The organism is Streptomyces sp. NPDC088350, assembly GCF_044753545.1.
Taxonomy (GTDB): domain Bacteria; phylum Actinomycetota; class Actinomycetes; order Streptomycetales; family Streptomycetaceae; genus Streptomyces.
The window spans coordinates 548246-566801 of the sequence record NZ_JBIVNL010000001.1 but is presented as its reverse complement, the minus strand read 5'-3'; the positions used below and the strand labels follow the sequence as shown (position 1 = coordinate 566801).

19 protein-coding genes are annotated in these 18556 nt (G+C 69.5%); 10 read left to right on the top strand and 9 right to left on the bottom strand.

The window, feature by feature from the left end:
* The first annotated feature begins 101 nt into the window (after positions 1-101).
* Both ACIQBL_RS02650 and ACIQBL_RS02645 read left to right on the top strand, forming a co-directional pair.
* Entirely contained in the window at positions 102-965 is an 864-nt protein-coding gene (locus tag ACIQBL_RS02650; RefSeq protein WP_401935905.1) for a helix-turn-helix transcriptional regulator, read from the top strand.
* Positions 937-1248 carry a DUF397 domain-containing protein gene (locus ACIQBL_RS02645; protein ID WP_401935903.1) on the top strand — a complete coding sequence of 104 codons (312 nt, stop codon included), beginning with the start codon at positions 937-939 and terminating at the stop codon, positions 1246-1248. The genes ACIQBL_RS02650 and ACIQBL_RS02645 overlap by 29 nt, the downstream gene beginning before the upstream one ends.
* A 473-nt stretch (positions 1249-1721) precedes the next feature.
* On the opposite strand, the gene ACIQBL_RS02640 is transcribed toward ACIQBL_RS02645, so the two are convergent.
* On the bottom strand, positions 1722-2972 hold the full coding sequence (locus ACIQBL_RS02640) for an Ig-like domain-containing protein (protein ID WP_401935901.1): 1251 nt from the start codon (positions 2970-2972) through the stop codon (positions 1722-1724).
* Between the two features lie 209 nt (positions 2973-3181).
* The gene (locus ACIQBL_RS02635; protein WP_401935900.1) at positions 3182-3535 is read right to left on the bottom strand and encodes a hypothetical protein; all 354 of its coding nucleotides are present in this window, start codon (positions 3533-3535) and stop codon (positions 3182-3184) included.
* A 130-nt stretch (positions 3536-3665) separates the two neighbouring features.
* Between ACIQBL_RS02635 and ACIQBL_RS02630 the strand changes: the two genes are divergently transcribed.
* Together ACIQBL_RS02630 and ACIQBL_RS02625 are read left to right on the top strand one after the other, a co-directional pair.
* The gene (locus ACIQBL_RS02630; protein ID WP_401937018.1) at positions 3666-3971 is read left to right on the top strand and encodes a hypothetical protein; all 306 of its coding nucleotides are present in this window, start codon (positions 3666-3668) and stop codon (positions 3969-3971) included.
* A gap of 41 nt (positions 3972-4012) precedes the next feature.
* Positions 4013-4834 carry a hypothetical protein gene (locus tag ACIQBL_RS02625; RefSeq protein ID WP_401935898.1) on the top strand — a complete coding sequence of 274 codons (822 nt, stop codon included), beginning with the start codon at positions 4013-4015 and terminating at the stop codon, positions 4832-4834.
* A 42-nt stretch (positions 4835-4876) separates the two neighbouring features.
* Here the strand turns inward: ACIQBL_RS02625 and hutH are convergent, their stop codons facing one another.
* The 3 genes from hutH to ACIQBL_RS02610 all read right to left on the bottom strand — a co-directional run bounded on the left by hutH (position 4877) and on the right by ACIQBL_RS02610 (position 8770).
* Positions 4877-6415 carry a histidine ammonia-lyase gene (hutH, locus tag ACIQBL_RS02620; RefSeq protein WP_401937015.1) on the bottom strand — a complete coding sequence of 513 codons (1539 nt, stop codon included), beginning with the start codon at positions 6413-6415 and terminating at the stop codon, positions 4877-4879.
* Between the two features lie 271 nt (positions 6416-6686).
* Complete coding sequence (locus tag ACIQBL_RS02615; protein WP_401935896.1) at positions 6687-7832, bottom strand: diguanylate cyclase domain-containing protein; 1146 nt, start codon at positions 7830-7832, stop codon at positions 6687-6689.
* Positions 7833-7963: 131 nt separating this feature from the next.
* Positions 7964-8770: an enoyl-CoA hydratase/isomerase family protein gene (locus ACIQBL_RS02610; RefSeq protein ID WP_401935895.1), complete on the bottom strand. Its 807-nt coding sequence runs from the start codon at positions 8768-8770 to the stop codon at positions 7964-7966.
* Between the two features lie 166 nt (positions 8771-8936).
* Here ACIQBL_RS02610 and ACIQBL_RS02605 point away from each other — a divergent pair, with 166 nt between their 5' ends.
* Positions 8937-9617 carry a hypothetical protein gene (locus ACIQBL_RS02605; protein WP_401935893.1) on the top strand — a complete coding sequence of 227 codons (681 nt, stop codon included), beginning with the start codon at positions 8937-8939 and terminating at the stop codon, positions 9615-9617.
* Positions 9618-9759: 142 nt separating this feature from the next.
* Here ACIQBL_RS02605 and ACIQBL_RS02600 read toward each other — a convergent pair whose 3' ends face one another.
* Together ACIQBL_RS02600 and ACIQBL_RS02595 are read right to left on the bottom strand one after the other, a co-directional pair.
* Entirely contained in the window at positions 9760-10893 is a 1134-nt protein-coding gene (locus tag ACIQBL_RS02600; RefSeq protein ID WP_401935891.1) for an adenylate/guanylate cyclase domain-containing protein, read from the bottom strand.
* Positions 10894-11011: 118 nt separating this feature from the next.
* Positions 11012-11878 (bottom strand): biotin--[acetyl-CoA-carboxylase] ligase, encoded by an 867-nt coding sequence (locus ACIQBL_RS02595; protein WP_401935890.1) that lies wholly within the window; start codon positions 11876-11878, stop codon positions 11012-11014.
* A gap of 136 nt (positions 11879-12014) precedes the next feature.
* Here ACIQBL_RS02595 and ACIQBL_RS02590 point away from each other — a divergent pair, with 136 nt between their 5' ends.
* Positions 12015-13616, top strand: a complete 1602-nt coding sequence (locus tag ACIQBL_RS02590; protein ID WP_401935889.1) for an acyl-CoA carboxylase subunit beta — start codon at positions 12015-12017, stop codon at positions 13614-13616.
* Between the two features lie 15 nt (positions 13617-13631).
* A complete protein-coding gene (locus ACIQBL_RS02585; protein ID WP_401935887.1) occupies positions 13632-13841 on the top strand; it encodes an acyl-CoA carboxylase subunit epsilon in 210 nt (69 codons plus the stop codon).
* A gap of 80 nt (positions 13842-13921) precedes the next feature.
* Here the strand turns inward: ACIQBL_RS02585 and ACIQBL_RS02580 are convergent, their stop codons facing one another.
* Positions 13922-15013, bottom strand: a complete 1092-nt coding sequence (locus ACIQBL_RS02580) for an SGNH/GDSL hydrolase family protein (RefSeq protein ID WP_401935886.1) — start codon at positions 15011-15013, stop codon at positions 13922-13924.
* Positions 15014-15131: 118 nt separating this feature from the next.
* Here ACIQBL_RS02580 and mmpB point away from each other — a divergent pair, with 118 nt between their 5' ends.
* Both mmpB and ACIQBL_RS02570 read left to right on the top strand, forming a co-directional pair.
* Positions 15132-15260 carry a morphogenic membrane protein MmpB gene (gene mmpB / locus ACIQBL_RS02575; RefSeq protein ID WP_401935884.1) on the top strand — a complete coding sequence of 43 codons (129 nt, stop codon included), beginning with the start codon at positions 15132-15134 and terminating at the stop codon, positions 15258-15260.
* Positions 15261-15291: 31 nt separating this feature from the next.
* Positions 15292-15912 (top strand): Maf family protein, encoded by a 621-nt coding sequence (locus tag ACIQBL_RS02570; RefSeq protein ID WP_401935882.1) that lies wholly within the window; start codon positions 15292-15294, stop codon positions 15910-15912.
* On the opposite strand, the gene ACIQBL_RS02565 is transcribed toward ACIQBL_RS02570, so the two are convergent.
* Positions 15913-16410 carry a hypothetical protein gene (locus ACIQBL_RS02565; RefSeq protein ID WP_401935881.1) on the bottom strand — a complete coding sequence of 166 codons (498 nt, stop codon included), beginning with the start codon at positions 16408-16410 and terminating at the stop codon, positions 15913-15915.
* A 369-nt stretch (positions 16411-16779) separates the two neighbouring features.
* Here ACIQBL_RS02565 and ACIQBL_RS02560 point away from each other — a divergent pair, with 369 nt between their 5' ends.
* On the top strand, positions 16780-18552 hold the full coding sequence (locus ACIQBL_RS02560; protein ID WP_401935879.1) for an acetyl/propionyl/methylcrotonyl-CoA carboxylase subunit alpha: 1773 nt from the start codon (positions 16780-16782) through the stop codon (positions 18550-18552).
* Positions 18553-18556: the final 4 nt, after the last annotated feature.

Genomic DNA, 18556 nt, shown 5'->3' with positions numbered 1-18556 from the left:
TCCTGTGCGCTCTGTGACGAACACCTCACAGGCTGGCGTTTCGCTGGCTACCGTAAAAGAGGTTTCGCGTTCGCGACCGGGTCAGCGGAGGAGGGTAAGTGGTGGCACGGGGCAAGGACATCGACGGCTCGATGAGCGTTCCGACCTTCTACGGCAAGGAGTTGAGGTGGAAGCGGGAGGAGGCGGGGCTGTCGTTGGAGGCCTTCCTGGAGGGCAGCTTCTACGGCAAGACGTACCTGAGCGATATTGAGCACGGCGAGCGGAGGATGCCGCTGGATCTGGCTCAGCACGCGGATCGAAAGTTGGGGACGGACGGGTTCTTCGAGCGGAACTGTGAGTCGGTGCGGAAGGCTCGTAGGTCAGGGCACGCCGAGTACTTCGAGAAGGTCCTGGAGGCGGAGAAGCACGCCACGACCATCGAGGCTTGGTGCCCGACACTCTTCCCAGGGCTGCTGCAAACCCCCGTCTACGCACGGGCCGTCATCCTGGCAGGTCTCCCACTGTCCCTCGATGCCGAGGTGGAGGAGAAAGTCAGCGCCCGAATGACTCGCGCCGACCTCTTCGAGACGGACCACCACACACCGGAGTACTGGGTCATCCTGCACGAGCGCCTGTTCACCGAACCACTCCTGGCGGACCGGGACATGGCGGTACAGCTCGACCGTATCGCGGAGCTGGCAGACCGGCGCCGGATCACTCCGCAGATCGTTCCGCGGAAGCAGAGGGCGTACCCACTGATGACCGCCTCCATCATGACCATGAAGTTCCCGGATGCCCCACCGCTCGTGTACACCGAGGCGTCCTACAGCGGGGACACCATTGACGATCCGGCTCTCGTGGATCAGTACCGTAAGGCATACGATCAGCTCAGGGCCGTCGCGCTGTCACCAGACACGTCCCTCGCCATGATCAAGGCAGCGGCAGAGGATTATCGAAATGGCAAGCAACCGGATCGACTTGAGTGACGCTCTCTGGTTCAAGAGCAGCTACAGCAACGAAAGCGGCGGGGACTGCGTAGAGATCGCCAGCGACTTCCCCGGCGCCGCCATCTGGCGCAAGTCGAGCTACAGCAACGGCGACGGCGGCAACTGCGTAGAGGTCGCCGCCAACCTCCCCGGCCTCGTCCCCGTACGCGACTCAAAAGCCCCCCACCGCGCCGCCCTCGTCCTCAACGCCGACGCCTGGGCCCCGTTCATCACCGCGCTCAAGACCCCTGTTGACGAGTCGGGGTTGCTGCGGGCGCCGTAGCCGGTATCGTCGTCGTAGAAGAAAACGAGCCCCCGCCACGGTTCCGGTGAATTTCCGTGACAGGGGCTCCAGCTCACCCAGGAGCTTGGTGGGAGGCCCCTAGTACTGCGAGGGGTCTCCCGCTACCTGCTGAGCCACCACCGCCTCACATGCTTGGCCCACTTCTCCGGCAGCAACCGGGTGAGCCGACACACGAGAGTCGGTTTCGGCTTGGCATGACGTCCCACAGGGTGCGCCTCCCTTTCCATAGGGAGGCGGCCTTTTTTCTTTACCCGGAACCGCCCCGCTTCGGGCCGGGCCCCGAGGAGAGGGGCCCGGAACAAGGGAGGCGCACCCGAGGTACGTCACGTTCCGTATACTACCGCCAACTCTCCGCCCCCACACGCCACTTCAGTTCCGCAACGCGAAAGGCGGCCACCCCCACCCAGGGGCAACCGCCTTCAAGCGAACCGGAGTTGGCCGGTCGGGTCGGATCAGACCGCCGACCCCGCCTTCCACTGCGCCCAGTCCATGTTCCAGCCGTTGAGGCCGTTGTCCGGAGCCACCGTCTTGTCGCCCGTGTGGGAGATGACGACGACGTCACCCACCATCGAGTTGTTGTAGAACCAGGCCGCCGGCATGTTCTTGTCGCCCGCGCCCTTCACGTCCTGCAGGCCGACACACCCGTGGCTGGTGTTGACGCTGCCGAACACCGAAGGCGAACCCCAGTAGTTGCCGTGGATGAACGTGCCGGAGCTGGTGAGGCGGATGGCGTGCGGGACGTCCTTGATGTCGTACTCGCCCTTGCCGTCGTCGTCCGTGAAACCGACCGTCGCACCGTTCATACGGGTCTGCGTGAACTTCTCGGACATCACCATCTGGCCGTTGTACGTGGTGTGTTCGGGCGAACCGGCAGAGATCGGGATGGTCTTGACGACCTTGCCGTCCTGCTCGACCTTCATCTGCTTCGACTTCGCGTCGACGTACGAGACCTGGTTGCGGCCGATGTGGAAGGTGACCGTCTTCTGCTGCACGCCGTAGACACCGGAGGCGCCCTCGACGCCGTCGAGCGCGAGCTTCAGCGTGACGGTGGAGTTCTCCTTCCAGTAGTCCTCGGGGCGGCAGTCCATGCGCTGGGTGTTGAACCAGTGGCAGACGACTTCCTGGCCGCTGGTGGACGTGACGGTGACGCCCTTCTGGACGGCGGCCTTGTTGGTGATCGCCTTGTTGAAGTTGATCGACACCGGCATGCCGACGCCGACCGTCGAGCCGTCCTCGGGCGTGAAGTTCCCTATGAAGCTGTTGGCCGGGGAGACCGTGGTGAAGGAGGCGTTCTCGTGGGCGGCGAGACCGGCGGAGTCCTTGGCGGTGGCCGCGACCTTGTACGTGGTGGAGCGGTCCAGCTGGGCGCTGGGCTTCCAGCTGAGCTTGTCGGCGGCGATGGTGCCCGCGACGGCCTTGCCGTCCGCGGTCGTCATCGTTACGGCCGTGAGCGTGCCCTTGCTGACGGTGACAGCGGCCGAGTTGTTGATGGAGGCGTTGTCCGAACCGTCCGCCGGCGTGATCTTGATCAGCGCCTCGGAGGACTTCTTCGCCGCCGCCTCGTCGGCCTTGGACTGTGAACTCCGGCTCGCGTCGCTGCCGGACGACTTGTCGTCGCTGCCGGAACACGCCGTGAGCACGAGCACACCGCCGAGCAGTGCGGACGCAGCCATGAGGCTCTTGCGCCGCTTACTGTCCGTCATCACACGCTTCTCCATCGTTGCCGAATCACCAAACACCCGAGCGCCCCGTTAAACACTTCTTAAGAATCCAACGCTACGACTGGTGCACCCCGTTCCGCCTACCCACTATGTGTGGGGCACACCACGTCCTCTGTGACGCCCGGAACCGCTGGGACGACGAAACCCCGGACGACGGTCGCCGCCCGGGGTCACGCGCTCCCGAGCACGGCTCAGCCGACCACTGCCGTCCCGTCTGCTTCCTCATCGCCGTCGACATCATCCTCGTCGAGGTCCCAATCCGGCGAATCCGGGTCGTAGTCGATCTCCTCACTGCTCCACGAGGCCTGGGCCAGTTCGACCCCCGGCATCTCACTGACCAGGTCGAACGGGTCCACGAGATAGGCGAGCGCCTCGGCGGTGTCTTCCGTCACAGCGCTCTCGGCGTGCGCCCGTTCGTCGCCGGGCAGCTCCGGATCCTCGGCGATCTTGGCCAACGCGGCCTTGGTCACGGCGTCCTCGTTCTCGACTTCAAGAACGAGTTCGACACGAAGGCGTACAAAACGTGATGTCTCTGGGGTGCTCATGACGGGAGCGTACGACCCACAGGCACCGTGACTTTCCCGCGACCCGCACTGTTCATTAGCATCGCTCCACACGGCCAATTCGCCAGCGCCACAAGGGGATCGATATTCCGTGTCAACCGCTCGCCGAACGATGCTGACCGCCACCGCCGCGGGCACCCTGCTGGGCGCCCTGTGGTTCGTCCCCTCCGCCAACGCGACGGTGACCGACCAGCCCAGAGTGGAGACTTCGGCGACACCGACCTCCCAGGTCACCCAGCAGGCGCGGGCCACCTCGACCGACACGGCCACGGGTGTCACGACCTACTCGGACGACACCCAACTCGCCGACACCGGCAGCCCGAACACCACTCCGTACATCTTCGGAGGCACGGTGTTCCTCGGCATCGGCGCCTGTTTCGTGGCGTATTCGGTACGACGGGAACGGCTCGGCTTTTAACTCGCTTGACGCTTCCTTGACTTAAGCTTCATAGTCCGCTCATGAAGAGATCATCGGGCATACGGCTGTGCGTCACCGTCGCGGTGGGCGCACTGTCGCTGTCCCTCATCACCGCGTGCTCCGACGGCGGTTCGGACAACGCGAAAGACTCCGCGAAGGACTCCGCGAAGAGTTCCACCACAGGCTCGGCCAAAGGCACCGCCAAGGCGCTCACCGCCGCCGAGTTGAAGAAGCTGATCATCGCCCAGGGCGATGCCGCCGGCTACAAGGTCGCCGCGGTGGCCAAGACGTATCCGGCCGGCAAGAGCGCCATCAAGGCCGACGAGAAGTGCAAGCCGCTCCTCTACGTCATGAGCGGCCTCGCGCCGGGCGACGCGGTGGCGTACACCAACCGCACGGCCACCGAGGAGAAGAAGCCCTCGGACGCCGCCTCCAAGTCCCTTGAGGACATGACCGACTCCGACATCGAGAAGACGCTCACCGACTCGATGACCGTCAACGTCACGGTGGTCGCGCTCTCGTCGTACGACGGCGACGGCGCCGAGAAGGCCGTCAAGTCGGTCTCGGACGCGGTCTCCGGCTGCGCGGGCGGCTTCGCGAGCGCTGCGGGCGGCGACGAGCAGAAGTTCACCAAGGTCACCGCCGAGAAGGGCTCGGGAACCGGTGACGAGTCGGTGGCCTTCGCCGCGAACGGAGAGATGGATGACACGGACGGGCAGACGTCCACCGTGCACGCCGAGGTCGTACGCCATGGGAACACCGTCGCGACATACTACACGATGAACATCGGCGCGATGATGGCCGGCAAGGACTACACCGTGCCCGCCGCGGTGATCACCGCGCAGTCCGCCAAGCTGAAGTGACCCACGAGGCCCTGCCGCAGACGCGACAGGGCCCCAACTGCCTCACCGCAACGGCCCGGTGACCTTCTCCACGGCCTCGACCACATGCCCGCCACGCACGAACGCGTCGGCAGCAGCAAGGTCCGGTGACAGGAACCGGTCCGGACCAGGACCCTCGACACCCGCCGCCCGTACGGCGTCGATGACCGCCCGCGAGGCCGGCGCAGCGGCCAGACCCTCGCGCAGCTCGACGGCGCGCGTGGCGGCATACAGCTCGACGGCGATGACGCGGGTGAGGTTGTCGACGGCGGTACGCAGCTTGCGCGCGGCCGACCACCCCATCGAAACATGATCCTCCTGCATCGCGGAGGACGGAATCGAGTCGGCGGAGGCAGGCACGGCGAGCCGCTTCATCTCACTCACCAGCGCGGCCTGCGTGTACTGGGCGATCATCAGCCCGGAGTCGACACCGGCGTCGTCCGCGAGGAACGGCGGCAGTCCGTGCGAGCGGTTCTTGTCGAGCAGCCGGTCGGTACGGCGCTCGGCGATCGACCCGAGGTCGGCGGCGGCGATGGCGAGGAAGTCGAGGACGTAAGCCACCGGCGCCCCATGGAAGTTGCCGTTGGACTCGACCCGGCCGTCGGGCAGCACAACGGGGTTGTCGACGGCGGACGCCAACTCCCTTTCCGCGACCAGCCGGGCGTGCGCGATGGTGTCCCGCCCGGCACCGGCGACCTGCGGAGCACACCGCACCGAGTACGCGTCCTGGACGCGCGGCGCGTCGTCCTGGTGATGCCCGGTGAGCTCCGAACCGGCAAGCACGGCAAGCATGTTGGCGGCACTGGCACCCTGCCCCGGGTGCGGGCGGATGGCGTGCAACTCGGGCGCGAGCACCTTGTCGGTACCGAGCAGCGCCTCCAGACTCAGCGCCGCCGTAACATCGGCGGACTTGTAGAGCATGTCGAGATCGGCGAGGGCCATGACCAGCATGCCGAGCATGCCGTCGGTGCCGTTGAGAAGGGCGAGACCCTCCTTCTCACGCAGCTCGACGGGCGCGATACCGGCCTCGGCGAGCAACTCACCGGCAGGCTTCACGACCCCGTCCGGCCCCTCGGCGTCCCCCTCGCCCATGAGCGTCAGCGCGCAGTGCGAGAGCGGCGCGAGGTCACCGGAGCAGCCCAGGGAGCCGTACTCGTGGACGACGGGCGTGATCCCGGCGTTCAGCACATCGGCCATGGTCTGCGCGACCTCGGGCCGCACACCGGTGTGCCCCGAGCAGACGGTCTTGAGCCGCAGGAACATGAGCGCCCGCACGACCTCCCGCTCCACCCGCGGCCCCATCCCGGCGGCATGCGAACGAACGATGTTGCGCTGAAGCTGTGCCCGCAGTTCCGGACTGATGTGCCGGGACGCCAACGCCCCGAAGCCGGTACTCACGCCGTACACGGGCTCCGGCTTGGCCGCCAGCGCGTCCACGATCTCCCGCGCCGCCGCGAGCGCCGCGAGCGCCTCGCTCGAAAGCTCGATCCGGGCGCCCCCACGCGCCACGGCGAGGACGTCGGACGCGGTGACCCCGGACGTCCCCACCACCACAGTGTGCATATCCATATTCAGGAGCGTACGCATTGAATGCAGTGATGTCACTACCGGGTAGCCGGTGAGACCCTTACAGATAGGTCACCGGGCGGAGCGCGCTGTCGGCCGCGTACGGCGCGAAGATGACGTGTCGGGGGGTGTCCGCCCGCAGCGGTTGGCGCGTCAACACCGCCACATTCTTGAGGGACCGATTCCGCGCCGTTCCGAGGACGGATACCCCCCGACGCGGCACCGACCCACAACGAAGGCCCGGCGGCCCACCACGCACCCCCACCCATCACGCCCGCCGCCCCCGGAACCGCCGCCGCTCGGCAGGCATCTCCGGCGTAGGAGAGTCGGCAAGCCGCACCACCGGATCGTCCGGACCGTCGCGCCCGGCAACCACCGGCAGGTCCGCACGCAGCGCCTTCGCCCGATACTGGGCAGCGTCCGCAAGCCGGAACAACCGACGGCCGGACCGCACCACCCCGATCGGATCCTCAGTAGACGCAACACCACAGGCGACCCCTTCCCCCAGCTCCAACTCGGCGGCACGGCGGCACAGTTCACCCGCAGCGTCGACCACCTCATCAGCAGGCGGCCCGACCGCGAGCAGACAGAACTCGTCCCCGCCGAGCCGCGCGGCGAGCGCACCCGGCAGCATCGCCCCGCACAGCGACAGCACCGACCCGAACCGCTCAAGAAGCCGGTCCCCGACCGCATGCCCCCGGGTGTCGTTGACGCGCTTGAGCCCGTTGAGGTCACAGACGACAAGGCTGACGACGACCCCGTCGCGCCGATGCCGCTCGACCGCCTCGTCGAGCCGTACATCCACGGCCCGCCGGTTGGCGAGCCCGGTGAGCGCGTCCGTGAAGGCCAGCCGCCGCGCCTCCTCCAGCCGCTCGGTCTGCGCGATCCCGGCCGCGACGACGGAGGCCAGCACGGTCGCGAAATCGGCGTCCCCCCGGTCGAACACGTCCGCCCCGACCGGCCGCGCCACATACAGCTCACCCCACGCCCGCCCGTGCAGCACGATCGGGGCGACCACACAGCATCCGCGCCTACGACGCCGTAGCGCCGCCACGCGCTGGTGGCAGTAGCCGGGACTGCCCGCGGCCGGGCCCTCGGCGGTCTCGACCCAGGCGTTGGGCTCGCCGCCGCCGGCCCACCGCTCGTGCAGGAACTCGGTGATCTCGGGGAACTGGTGCACGGGATAGGTCTCGCCGTCCGGGAACTCCTCCTCGCCCGCGGCCCGCTCCCCCACGTTCACCAGGACCCGCAGCCGCCCCAGGTCCCGCTCCCACACCGACAGCGCGGCGAAACTCCCGTCCAGCGCCCGGCACGCGCCCACCGCCGCCGCCCGCCAGGACTCGCGCGGGGTGTGCGCCGCCGCCATCCCCTGCGCCAGCTCCACCACGGCCGCCAGCCGCCTGTCCTCACCCATCACTCCAGGCTAGGGAGATTTAGGACATAGAGGTACATTGATGCGGCGAACAGGTGTCATGAGCGCATGAACGCCAACAAACAGACCACTCACCACGTAGCACCTCGCAGCCAGCACCCAGCACCCAGCACTTACTCGCCGGGCCACTCGGGCTTCCGCTTCTCGTTGAACGCCGCCACGCCCTCCGCCCGGTCCCCCGAGAACGCCACCGCCCGCCACGCCGCGTCCTCGACTTCGAGCCCGGTACGCAGATCCAGCCCGTGCCCCAGCCGCAGCGCCCGCTTGGCCGCGCGCAGCCCGACGGGCGAGTTCGCGGCGATGCGCGAGCCCAGGGCCAGGGCCTCCTCGCGGTCCCGGCCGGCCTCGACCAGGACGTCCACCAGGCCCAGCCCCGCCGCCTCTTCCGCCTCCAACCGCCGTGCGGTGAAGATCAGTTCGGCCGCCCGGGCCGCGCCCACCCGACGGGGCAGCAACTGCGTACCGCCGCCCCCCGGAATCACGCCCACCGACACTTCCGGCAAGCCGACCACGGCCGTACGGTCCGCCACGATCAGGTCGCAGGACAGGGCCAGTTCGAAGCCGCCGCCCAGCGCGAAGCCGTGTACGGCGGCGATCGCCGGCATGGGGAGTTCCAGGACGCCGGTGTAGGCCCCACGCGCGACCGGCCGCTGCCGTACGAGCTCCGCGTCACTCAACGAGTTGCGTTCCTTCAGATCCGCCCCGACGCAGAACGCCCGCTCGTGCGACGAGGTCACCACGGTCACGCGGACGTCCCGGTCGGCCGCCAGCGCCGTACAGGCCGCGGCGATGGACCCGGCCATCGCGGTGGAGACGGCGTTCATGGCCTTGGGCCGGTCCAGGACGAGTTCCGCGACCTGCCCGTGCCGACGCACCAGCACGAACTCCCCGAACCGCGTCTCGGACAGCTCCTCGCTCATGACACCCTCCTGGTTAACGTGGGTTAACAGAACTCGCCCCGATCATCGCACGGGCCTTCCCCGTTCGGGTGACATCCCGCCCAACTCCCGCCGCACCGCCCGTAGAAGCGCATAACGTGCGTCCGCCACGGCACAGGGGGCGACAGTGCATCGGGGAGGGATCGTCATGACCACCACGACGATGGAGCGGGCGGAAGAGACCACGGACGTGGACACGAACGTGGATGTGGACGTGGACGTGGACATGGCGCCGCTCCGCCCCAGGGCTCCCCGCGGCCGGCACCGCCGTCCCCGCCCCCGCAAGGTCCTGCTCGCGTTCGGCGGGCTCGCCGTGGCCGCGGGTGTGCTGAGCCTCGTACGGCTGACGCCCGAGTCGGGAGTCGGCGGCGTGGGCACGGCGGAGGCGGACCCCCGCCCGGACACCGGCACCGGCACCGGCACCGGCGAGGCCTCCGACCGCCCGGCCAACGCCGCCGCCACGATCAGCGCCGACCCGACGGCGTTCCCGATCCCCTCCGCGACCTCGGTGATGGGCGGCGCGACCCCGACTCCGACCACGGCCTCCGGCGTCGTACCGACTCCGTACGCGACGGCAGCGCAGGCACCCGGGGCCACGACCCCGACGACCATCCCCGAGACGACGACGGCACCGGACACGCCACACCCCCAGGCACCGGCCGCACGCTCGACACCGACACAGACACAGACGCCCACGTCCGCACCGGCTCCCGCGGCCACGCCCACACCTGCGCCCACACCGAGCCGCACCGCCAACTCCCCTGCCCCGGCTCCGAGTCGACCGGGTCTGTGCGTGCCGATCATCGGGCTGTGCGTGGGGGGCCGCTGAGGGGGCACGAACAGCCGGGCGGGACAGGGTACGTGTGCTGCGGCGCCGTCGTGGCTGGTCGCGCAGTTCCCCGCGCCCCTTCAGGGCGCTTGACGCCTGCGCGAGTCCGCCGCCCTCATCACCCTGGCCCGCGCGCTCCCGTTCAGGAGGCCGGTGTCGAACCGCCCCGGCCCGTCAGCAGCCAAGGCTCCACCACGCCCAGCCCCCGCACCGGCCGCTGCCACATCGGCTGGAGGGCGAAGCGGTACGTGGGGGGTTCCTCGCCCTCCTTCTCGGCGGTGGCCGCGGCTTCGGCGGCCTCCGCCTCGGAGGCGGGGGCCTCGCCGCTGCGGATGAGTTCCTCGGCGAAGGCGCTGTCGACGAGGACGGCGTCGCGGGGAGCTATCGAGGTGAGGCGGGAGGCGAGGTTGACGGTGGTGCCGAAGACGTCGCCCATGCGGGTCGTGACCGTGCCGAAGGCCATGCCGACGCGGAGTTCGGGCATGGTCTCGTCGTTGGCCATGGTCTCGATCAGGAGCAGGGCGATCTCGGCGGCGACTCCGGCGTCGTCGGCGGAGAAGAGGACCTCGTCGCCCAGGGTCTTGATGAGCCGGCCGCCGCGCGCGGCGACCAGGTCGGCGGCGGTGGTCTCGAAGGCCTCGACGAGTTCGCCGAGTTCCTCCTCCTCCATGCGGCGGGTGAGGCGGGTGAAACCGACGAGGTCGGCGAAGCCGACGGCGAGGCGCCGGTCGACCATCTCCTCGTCGTCGCCGGCCTGGACGACCCGGCCGGCCGAGGCGGCGAGCTGGCGCCGCCAGACGTAGACGAGGAACTCCTCCAGTTCGGGGAGCAGCAGCTCGATGATCGGGTACGTCACCTCGGTGCGGGACATGCCCGGTTCCGGAGGCTCGGTGAGGCCCTCCAGGAACGAGTCCATCTGCCAGCCGGCCAGCCGGGCGGTGGTCTGCCCGGTGGAGCGGGCCACCTGCACCGCCATCGCCTCGCTCAGCAGCCCCGCCTCGACGAGACCGGCCAGGCGCCGCAGCGCGAGGACGTCCGCCTCGGTGAACGCCTTGGCCTGGCCCACGTCGGCGAAGCCCATGGCCCGCCAGAAGCGCGTGGCCAGCTCCATGGAGACGCCGGCGGTGCGGGCCGCCTGAAACGGGGTGTAGCGGCGCTCGGCGCCCAGAATGAGCCCTTCGAGGCGCAGCGCGAGGGGGTCTTCGCCGGTATCTGCGGCATCGGGAGCCACCCGGCCGTCCGCGTCCGCGCCGGAGCCCGTGTCGTCGACGGTCACGCCTGCTGCCCTTCCGATCTGCCACGGTCAGGTATCGACCGGGCCCAATGCTACGGCAGGTGTGGGCCAGCTCACTCCGTGAGTCACACGGACATCGTGGCCGCAAGGGCGGTCGGGGTCACGCGGGGCGCAGGTGGACGATGTCTCCCGCCCCCACGGGCTCCTGCACACCGTCCTCCGTGGCGAGCACGAGTCGCCCGTCCCCGTCGATCGCGACGGCCTCCCCGGTGACCGACCGGTCCCCGGGCAGTTCGGCCCGTACGACCCGGCCGAGCGTGGCGCAGCCGGCCGCGTAGGTCTCCTGGAGGCCGCTCGCCACCGGGTCCCCGCCCGCCGTGCGCCACTTGTCGTACCACTGCTCCAGGGACCGCAGTACGGCCCGCAGCAGCGGGTCGCGGTCGGTGGTGACCGCCCCGGCCAGGGCCAGGGAGCCCGCCTGGGGCACGGGCAGCTCGTCGTCGCGGAGGGTGACGTTGATGCCGACACCGATGATCACGGCGTCGTCCCCGGCGCGCTCGGCGAGGATGCCGCCGGCCTTGCGTTCCTCGCCACCGACAGTCACCAGGAGGTCGTTGGGCCACTTGAGTGCCGTGTCGACGCCGGCCGAGCGGGACAGGCCCGTCGCGACGGCGACCCCGGTGAGCAGCGGAAGCCAGCCCCAGCGGGCCACGGGGACGTCGGCCGGCTCCAGCAGCACGGAGAAGAAAAGTCCCGAGCGGGCCGGCGCCGTCCACTGCCGGTCGAGGCGCCCGCGCCCGGAGGTCTGCTCCTCGGCGACGAGCACGGCACCCTCGGCGGCCTTGCCGACGGCGGCCAGGGCGACGAGGTCGGAGTTGGTGGAACCGGTCCGCTGCACGACCTCCACACCGGTCCACAGCCCGCCCTCCCGCACGAGTCCGCGGCGCAACGCGTCGGGGTTGAGGGGAGGCCGTTCCAGATCGGACCACCGGCTGCTGTTCGCGTCTGATGCATCTCGCGGCGTCATGCAAGCCACCCTAGGTGTGTGTCGTGCAAGCCACTCAAGGTGTGTTGTACGCCGCACTGCCGATCGGTAGGCCCGCCACTACTCTACGGATGAGTAACCCGTCCCCCTTTTGAGCAGGCAGGGAGCCGCAATCCCGATGTCCGAGCCGGAAGCGCCTCAAGAGATCGACATTCACACGACCGCCGGGAAGATCGCGGATCTTCAGCGCCGCATCCAGGAGGCGACGCACGCCGGCTCGGCACGTGCGGTCGAAAAGCAGCACGCCAAGGGCAAGTTGACGGCCCGTGAGCGGATCGACCTGCTCCTCGACGAGGGGTCCTTCGTCGAGTTCGACGAGCTGACCCGGCACCGGTCCACGGACTTCGGCCTGGAGAAGAACCGCCCCTACGGCGACGGAGTCGTCTCCGGCTACGGCACGGTCGACGGCCGCCCGATCGCCGTCTTCTCCCAGGACTTCACGGTCTTCGGCGGCGCCCTGGGCGAGGTCTACGGCCAGAAGATCGTCAAGGTGATGGACTTCGCGCTGAAGACCGGCTGTCCGGTCATCGGCATCAACGACTCCGGCGGCGCCCGCATCCAGGAGGGCGTGGCCTCGCTGGGCGCGTACGGCGAGATCTTCCGCCGCAACACGCACGCGAGCGGTGTGATCCCGCAGATCAGCCTGGTCGTCGGCCCGTGTGCGGGCGGCGCGGTGTACTCCCCCGCGATCACCGACTTCACGGTGATGGTCGACCAGACCTCGCACATGTTCATCACCGGCCCTGACGTCATCAAGACGGTCACCGGCGAGGACGTCGGCTTCGAGGAACTGGGCGGCGCGCGCACCCACAACTCGGTGTCGGGCGTGGCCCACCACATGGCGGGCGACGAGAAGGACGCGATCGAGTACGTCAAGCAGCTGCTGTCGTACCTGCCCTCCAACAACCTGTCCGAGCCCCCGGCGTTCCCCGAGGAGGCGGACCTCACCGTCACGGACGAGGACCGCGAGCTGGACACCCTGGTCCCGGACAGCGCGAACCAGCCGTACGACATGCACACGGTGATCGAACACATCCTGGACGACGCGGAGTTCTTCGAGACCCAACCACTCTTCGCGCCGAACATCCTCACCGGTTTCGGCCGGGTCGAGGGCCGCCCGGTAGGCATCGTCGCCAACCAGCCCATGCAGTTCGCGGGTTGCCTCGACATCGACGCGTCCGAGAAGGCGGCCCGCTTCGTCCGCACCTGCGACGCGTTCAACGTCCCGGTCATCACCTTCGTGGACGTCCCCGGCTTCCTCCCGGGCGTCGACCAGGAGCACACGGGCATCATCCGCAGGGGCGCGAAGCTGATCTACGCGTACGCGGAGGCAACAGTCCCCCTGATCACGGTGATCACCCGCAAGGCCTTCGGCGGCGCCTACGACGTCATGGGCTCCAAGCACCTCGGCGCCGACCTCAACCTCGCCTGGCCGACCGCCCAGATCGCCGTCATGGGCGCCCAGGGCGCGGTCAACATCCTGCACCGCCGCACCATCGCCGAGGCGGAGGCCGCCGGCGACCTCGACGCGACCCGGGCCCGCCTGATCCAGGAGTACGAGGACGCCCTCCTCAACCCCTACATCGCGGCCGAGCGCGGCTACATCGACGCGGTGGTCCTCCCCTCCGACACCCGCCGCCACGTAGTCCGGGGCCTGCGCCAACTCCGCACCAAGCGCGAGTCCCTGCCCCCGAAGAAGCACGGCAACATCCCCCTCTAGCCCACGGGAGCCGCCATGAACATCAAGGTAGTCAGGGGCAACCCCACCCCCGAGGAGCTGGCCGCCACCCTGGCGGTGGTCAGGGCCCGCGCCGCGGCGGCGGCAGCAACACCGCCCGGCGCACCGAGACAACGGGACGCGTGGTCCGACCCGTCACGTATTGCTTCCGCCCGGCTGCCCCACCCAGGGCCCACTGCATGGACCCGCACTTACTGGCCCGGCTAGGGAGAGCTGCTCAGGGGCGTGGGGCTGTACCAATTTGCGGCTCCGCCGCGTGGGCGCGCCCAGCCCCCACGGACCCGCAGCTACAAACAACGCGACACAGCCTCGGCCATCACCTCGTACCCCTCGTCATTGGGGTGCAGCTGATCCCCGAAGTCATACGCCGGGTGCAGCCGATCCGAATCCCCCGGATCGGCCATCACCCGATTCAGATCTACGACCCCGTCGAACTCCCCAGAACACCGCACCCACTCGTTGACCTCATGGCTTACCTTCGCCGCCCGCTCCCCCCAGTGATCCGACCCCCCGAACGGCAGCAAGGTCCCCCCGATCACGGTGAGTCCACGAGCCTGCCGTATCAACTCCCGGTACCCGGCGATGACTTCACCCGCGGAAACCACCGGCGCCGGCTTGTACGTAGGCTGCGCGTCCGTCTCACTGAACCCGATGTCGTTCAGCCCCAGCAACACGACGACCGTGTCCACCCCGGCCAGCCCCAGCACATCCCGCCGAAGCCTGCGCACGCCCCTCTCCCCGTACCACGCGGAGTCGTTGAGCAGCAGATTCCCCCCGATCCCCGCGTTCAGCACCGGCCGCCCCGTCCGCTCGGCCAACGCGTCCGACCACCGTCGATCGGCCCCCGGCGTGGACCCGAACCCGTCGGTGATGGAGTCGCCGAAGAGCGCGATCCCGTCCGTACGCCCGGAGTCGGTCTCCACGGCGGACAGGAAGTACCAGGACTCACTGGACTCCGTGAACCCTTCCCCTTCCAGCAGACACCCCGCACCCCGGTAACTGGTCGCGAACGCCTGCGCGTGGAAGGTCGCCGGCCCGGTCGCCGCGTCGAAGTACAGGGTGACCACCACCGACTCCCCGGCCGCTACGGCGAGTGGGACCCCGTCGCTCACCAACTCCCCCCGCGCCGGTATCTCCCCCTCCGCCGCACCCCCGAAGGTCAGCCGGGCGAGGGCGTCTTCGCGAGCCACGGCCCCGGCCGCGATCCGCACCGGCGAGGTCCCGTACGCGTTCGAGAACCGCACCCGCATCCTCTCCCCGCCCGCCGTCAGCCGCACGAACTGCCGCACGGACTGGCGCCAGAAGCCCTCGCGGGACCAGTTCGGGGTGAAGCCCTCGCTGGGGAGCTGGGGTGAAGCGGTCCAGGCAGTGGTGAACATGGCACACCTTCCAAAAGGAACCTCGATCCCATTAGGTTAACGGAACCCCAGACCCTTTTGGAAGAGTTGAGTACGCGTACTCAGGCGCCCCCGCCCAGAACACCGCAAGCTCGGAAGCATGCTGTGGTCCGACCCCGACAACGAACCTCCCGAGGAACTGCGGGAGATGCAGGTCATGTTGCGGCGGCTCGGGATTCTCATGGCACTCGCGATGGTCGTGGCGATGATCGTGCTCGGGCTGACGTGAGCCGCCGAGGCCGCGCCGATACCCTGGGCGCATGACAGATCAGCCGCGCCGCCGACTCGTGCTCGCCTCCCAGTCCCCCGCCCGGCTGGGCCTGCTGCGCCAGGCCGGACTCGACCCCGAGGTGATCGTGAGCGGGGTGGACGAGGACGCCGTCCGCGCCCCCACCCCGGCCGATCTCGCGCTCGCCCTCGCCGAGGCGAAGGCCTCCGTCGTGGCCGCGAAGCCGGAGGTCAGGGGCGCGCTGGTGATCGGCTGCGACTCGGTGCTCGACCTGGACGGCGAGGCCCTCGGCAAGCCCGCCGACGCCGAGGAGGCCACCGCCCGCTGGAAGTCGATGCGCGGCCGGGCGGGCACGCTCCAGACCGGCCACTGCGTCTACGACACGACGAGCGGCCGGTACGTCTCGGCGACCGCGTCCACCGTGGTCCGCTTCGGCGAGCCGACCGACGCCGAGATCGCCGCGTACGTCGCCTCGGGCGAACCCCTTTACGTCGCCGGGGCGTTCACGCTCGACGGCCGTTCGGCGCCGTTCATCGAGGGCATCGACGGCGACCACGGCAACGTGATCGGCATCAGCCTGCCGCTCGTTCGGCGCCTGCTGGCCGAACTGGGCGTCGGCATCACGGAGTTGTGGACGCCCCGGGAGAGCTGATCAGGAGGGGCTGGGAGCCGCCGGCGGGATGATCGGGGCCGGGCCCTTGCCGCCGTCGCCACCCTCACCGCCCTCGGGCTCCTTCGGGCCGCTGTCCGCCGGAGCCGCGTCCGAGGGGCCCTCCTGGCGGTCGTAGGTCATCAGGAGCAGGACGACGAGGCCGAGGACCACCACCATGAACACGAAGGCTCCCGGGCCCACCAGGCCCCACGCGAACGCGCCCAGCAGCGCGTGCACGACGGCCACGCTGATCAGCAGGATGCGGCCGAAGCCGGCCGGGGCCCGGTCGCGCAGGGCGACGAGCAGGGCGACCAGGCCGCACAGCGCGAAGTAGAGGCCGAAGACGACTCCGCCGGCCTTCGAGGACACGGACATCGCGTCCGGGTCGAGGCCCGCCAGGGACATGTCCTGGCGGTCGACGACGATCCCCAGGAACCAGTTCAGCGCCGCCACGCCGAGTGCCTCCACGAAGAGGACGATCGCCAAGATCCATGCCACCGGCCTGCGGACCACCGGCCCCCACCCACTTCCGCCGTTACCCCACGTACGTTCGAGACATCCCGAACGCTACTAACGGGTAAACCGCGGGACAAGGGTTGTGATGGGGGCAAAGAATCATTGGGCCATTCGTAGGGACTCCACAAAGAAACGGCGTGGCGCGCGGCACGCTCTCACAGAGACCTTGACCACACAGGAGGGCTAGGGTTTTACGGAGGAGTCCTGCGTACCGAGGTGCGACAAGGGATTTCGCGGGTCGAGCGGGCCTCGCATCACGCTCCGTGTGGGCAAGCTCACCACTGGGGACGGGTCGATGCGTCGTGTCGGCAGTCCCTAAACTCGGCTTGTTTCAAGGAGGGAGCCTCAATCGTGCGCAAGGTGCTCATCGCCAATCGTGGCGAAATCGCTGTCCGCGTAGCCCGGGCCTGCCGGGACGCCGGGATCGCGAGCGTGGCCGTATACGCCGACCCGGACCGGGACGCTCTGCATGTCCGCGCCGCGGATGAGGCGTTCGCCCTGGGCGGTGACACACCGGCGAGCAGTTATCTGGACATCACCAAGGTCCTCAACGCGGCGCGCGAGTCCGGTGCCGACGCCATCCACCCCGGCTACGGATTCCTGTCCGAGAACGCCGAGTTCGCCCAGGCGGTGTTGGATGCGGACCTGATCTGGATCGGTCCGCCGCCGCAGGCGATCCGGGACCTCGGTGACAAGGTCGCCGCCCGGCACATCGCCCAGCGCGCCGGTGCCCCGCTGGTGGCCGGCACCCCGGACCCGGTGTCGGGCTCGGACGAGGTCGTCGCGTTCGCCGAGCAGCACGGGCTGCCCATCGCGATCAAGGCCGCCTTCGGTGGCGGCGGTCGCGGTCTGAAGGTGGCCCGCACGCTCGAAGAGGTTCCCGAGCTGTACGACTCCGCGGTCCGCGAGGCCGTCGCCGCCTTCGGTCGCGGCGAGTGCTTCGTCGAGCGCTACCTGGACAAGCCCCGGCACGTGGAGACCCAGTGCCTGGCCGACTCCCACGGCAACGTGGTCGTCGTGTCGACGCGTGACTGCTCCCTCCAGCGCCGCCACCAGAAGCTCGTCGAGGAGGCACCCGCGCCGTTCCTCTCCGACGCCCAGGTCGCCGAGCTGTACGCGTCGTCCAAGGCGATCCTCAAGGAGGCCGGCTATGTCGGCGCCGGGACCGTCGAGTTCCTCGTCGGCCAGGACGGCACGATCTCCTTCCTGGAGGTCAACACCCGTCTCCAGGTGGAGCACCCGGTCACCGAGGAGGTCGCCGGCATCGACCTCGTCCGCGAGATGTTCCGCATCGCCGACGGCGAGGAACTCGGCTACGGCGACCCCGAACTGCGCGGCCACTCCTTCGAGTTCCGCATCAACGGCGAGGACCCGGGCCGCGGCTTCCTGCCCGCGCCCGGCACCGTCACCACGTTCGCCCCGCCGTCGGGCCCGGGTGTCCGTCTGGACGCCGGTGTCGAGTCCGGCTCGGTCATCGGCCCGGCGTGGGACTCGCTGCTGGCCAAGCTGATCGTCACCGGCGCGACCCGCGAGCAGGCGCTCCAGCGTGCGGCGCGGGCGCTGGAGGAGTTCCAGGTCGAGGGCATGGCCACCGCGATCCCGTTCCACCGCGCGGTCGTCACGGACCCGGCGTTCGCCCCCGAACTCACCGGCTCCGCAGACCCGTTCACGGTCCACACGCGTTGGATCGAGACCGAGTTCGTCAACGAGATCAAGCCCTTCGCGGCTCCCACGGACGCCGAGGCGGACGAGGACACCGACCGCGAGACGATCGTCGTCGAGGTCGGCGGCAAGCGCCTGGAGGTCTCCCTCCCGGTCTCGCTCGGCATGTCGCTGGCCCGCACCGGTCTCGCCGCCGGGGCCAAGCCGAAGCGCCGGGCGGCCAAGAAGTCCGGGCCGGTCGCCTCCGGCGACACCCTCGCCTCGCCCATGCAGGGCACGATCGTCAAGGTCGCGGTCGAGGAGGGCCAGGAGGTCAAGGAGGGCGACCTCATCGTCGTCCTCGAAGCGATGAAGATGGAACAGCCGCTGAACGCCCACAAGTCCGGCACGATCAAGGGCCTCGGCGCGGAAGTCGGCGCGTCCATCACGTCCGGCGCCGCGATCTGCGAGATCAAGGACTGACCCC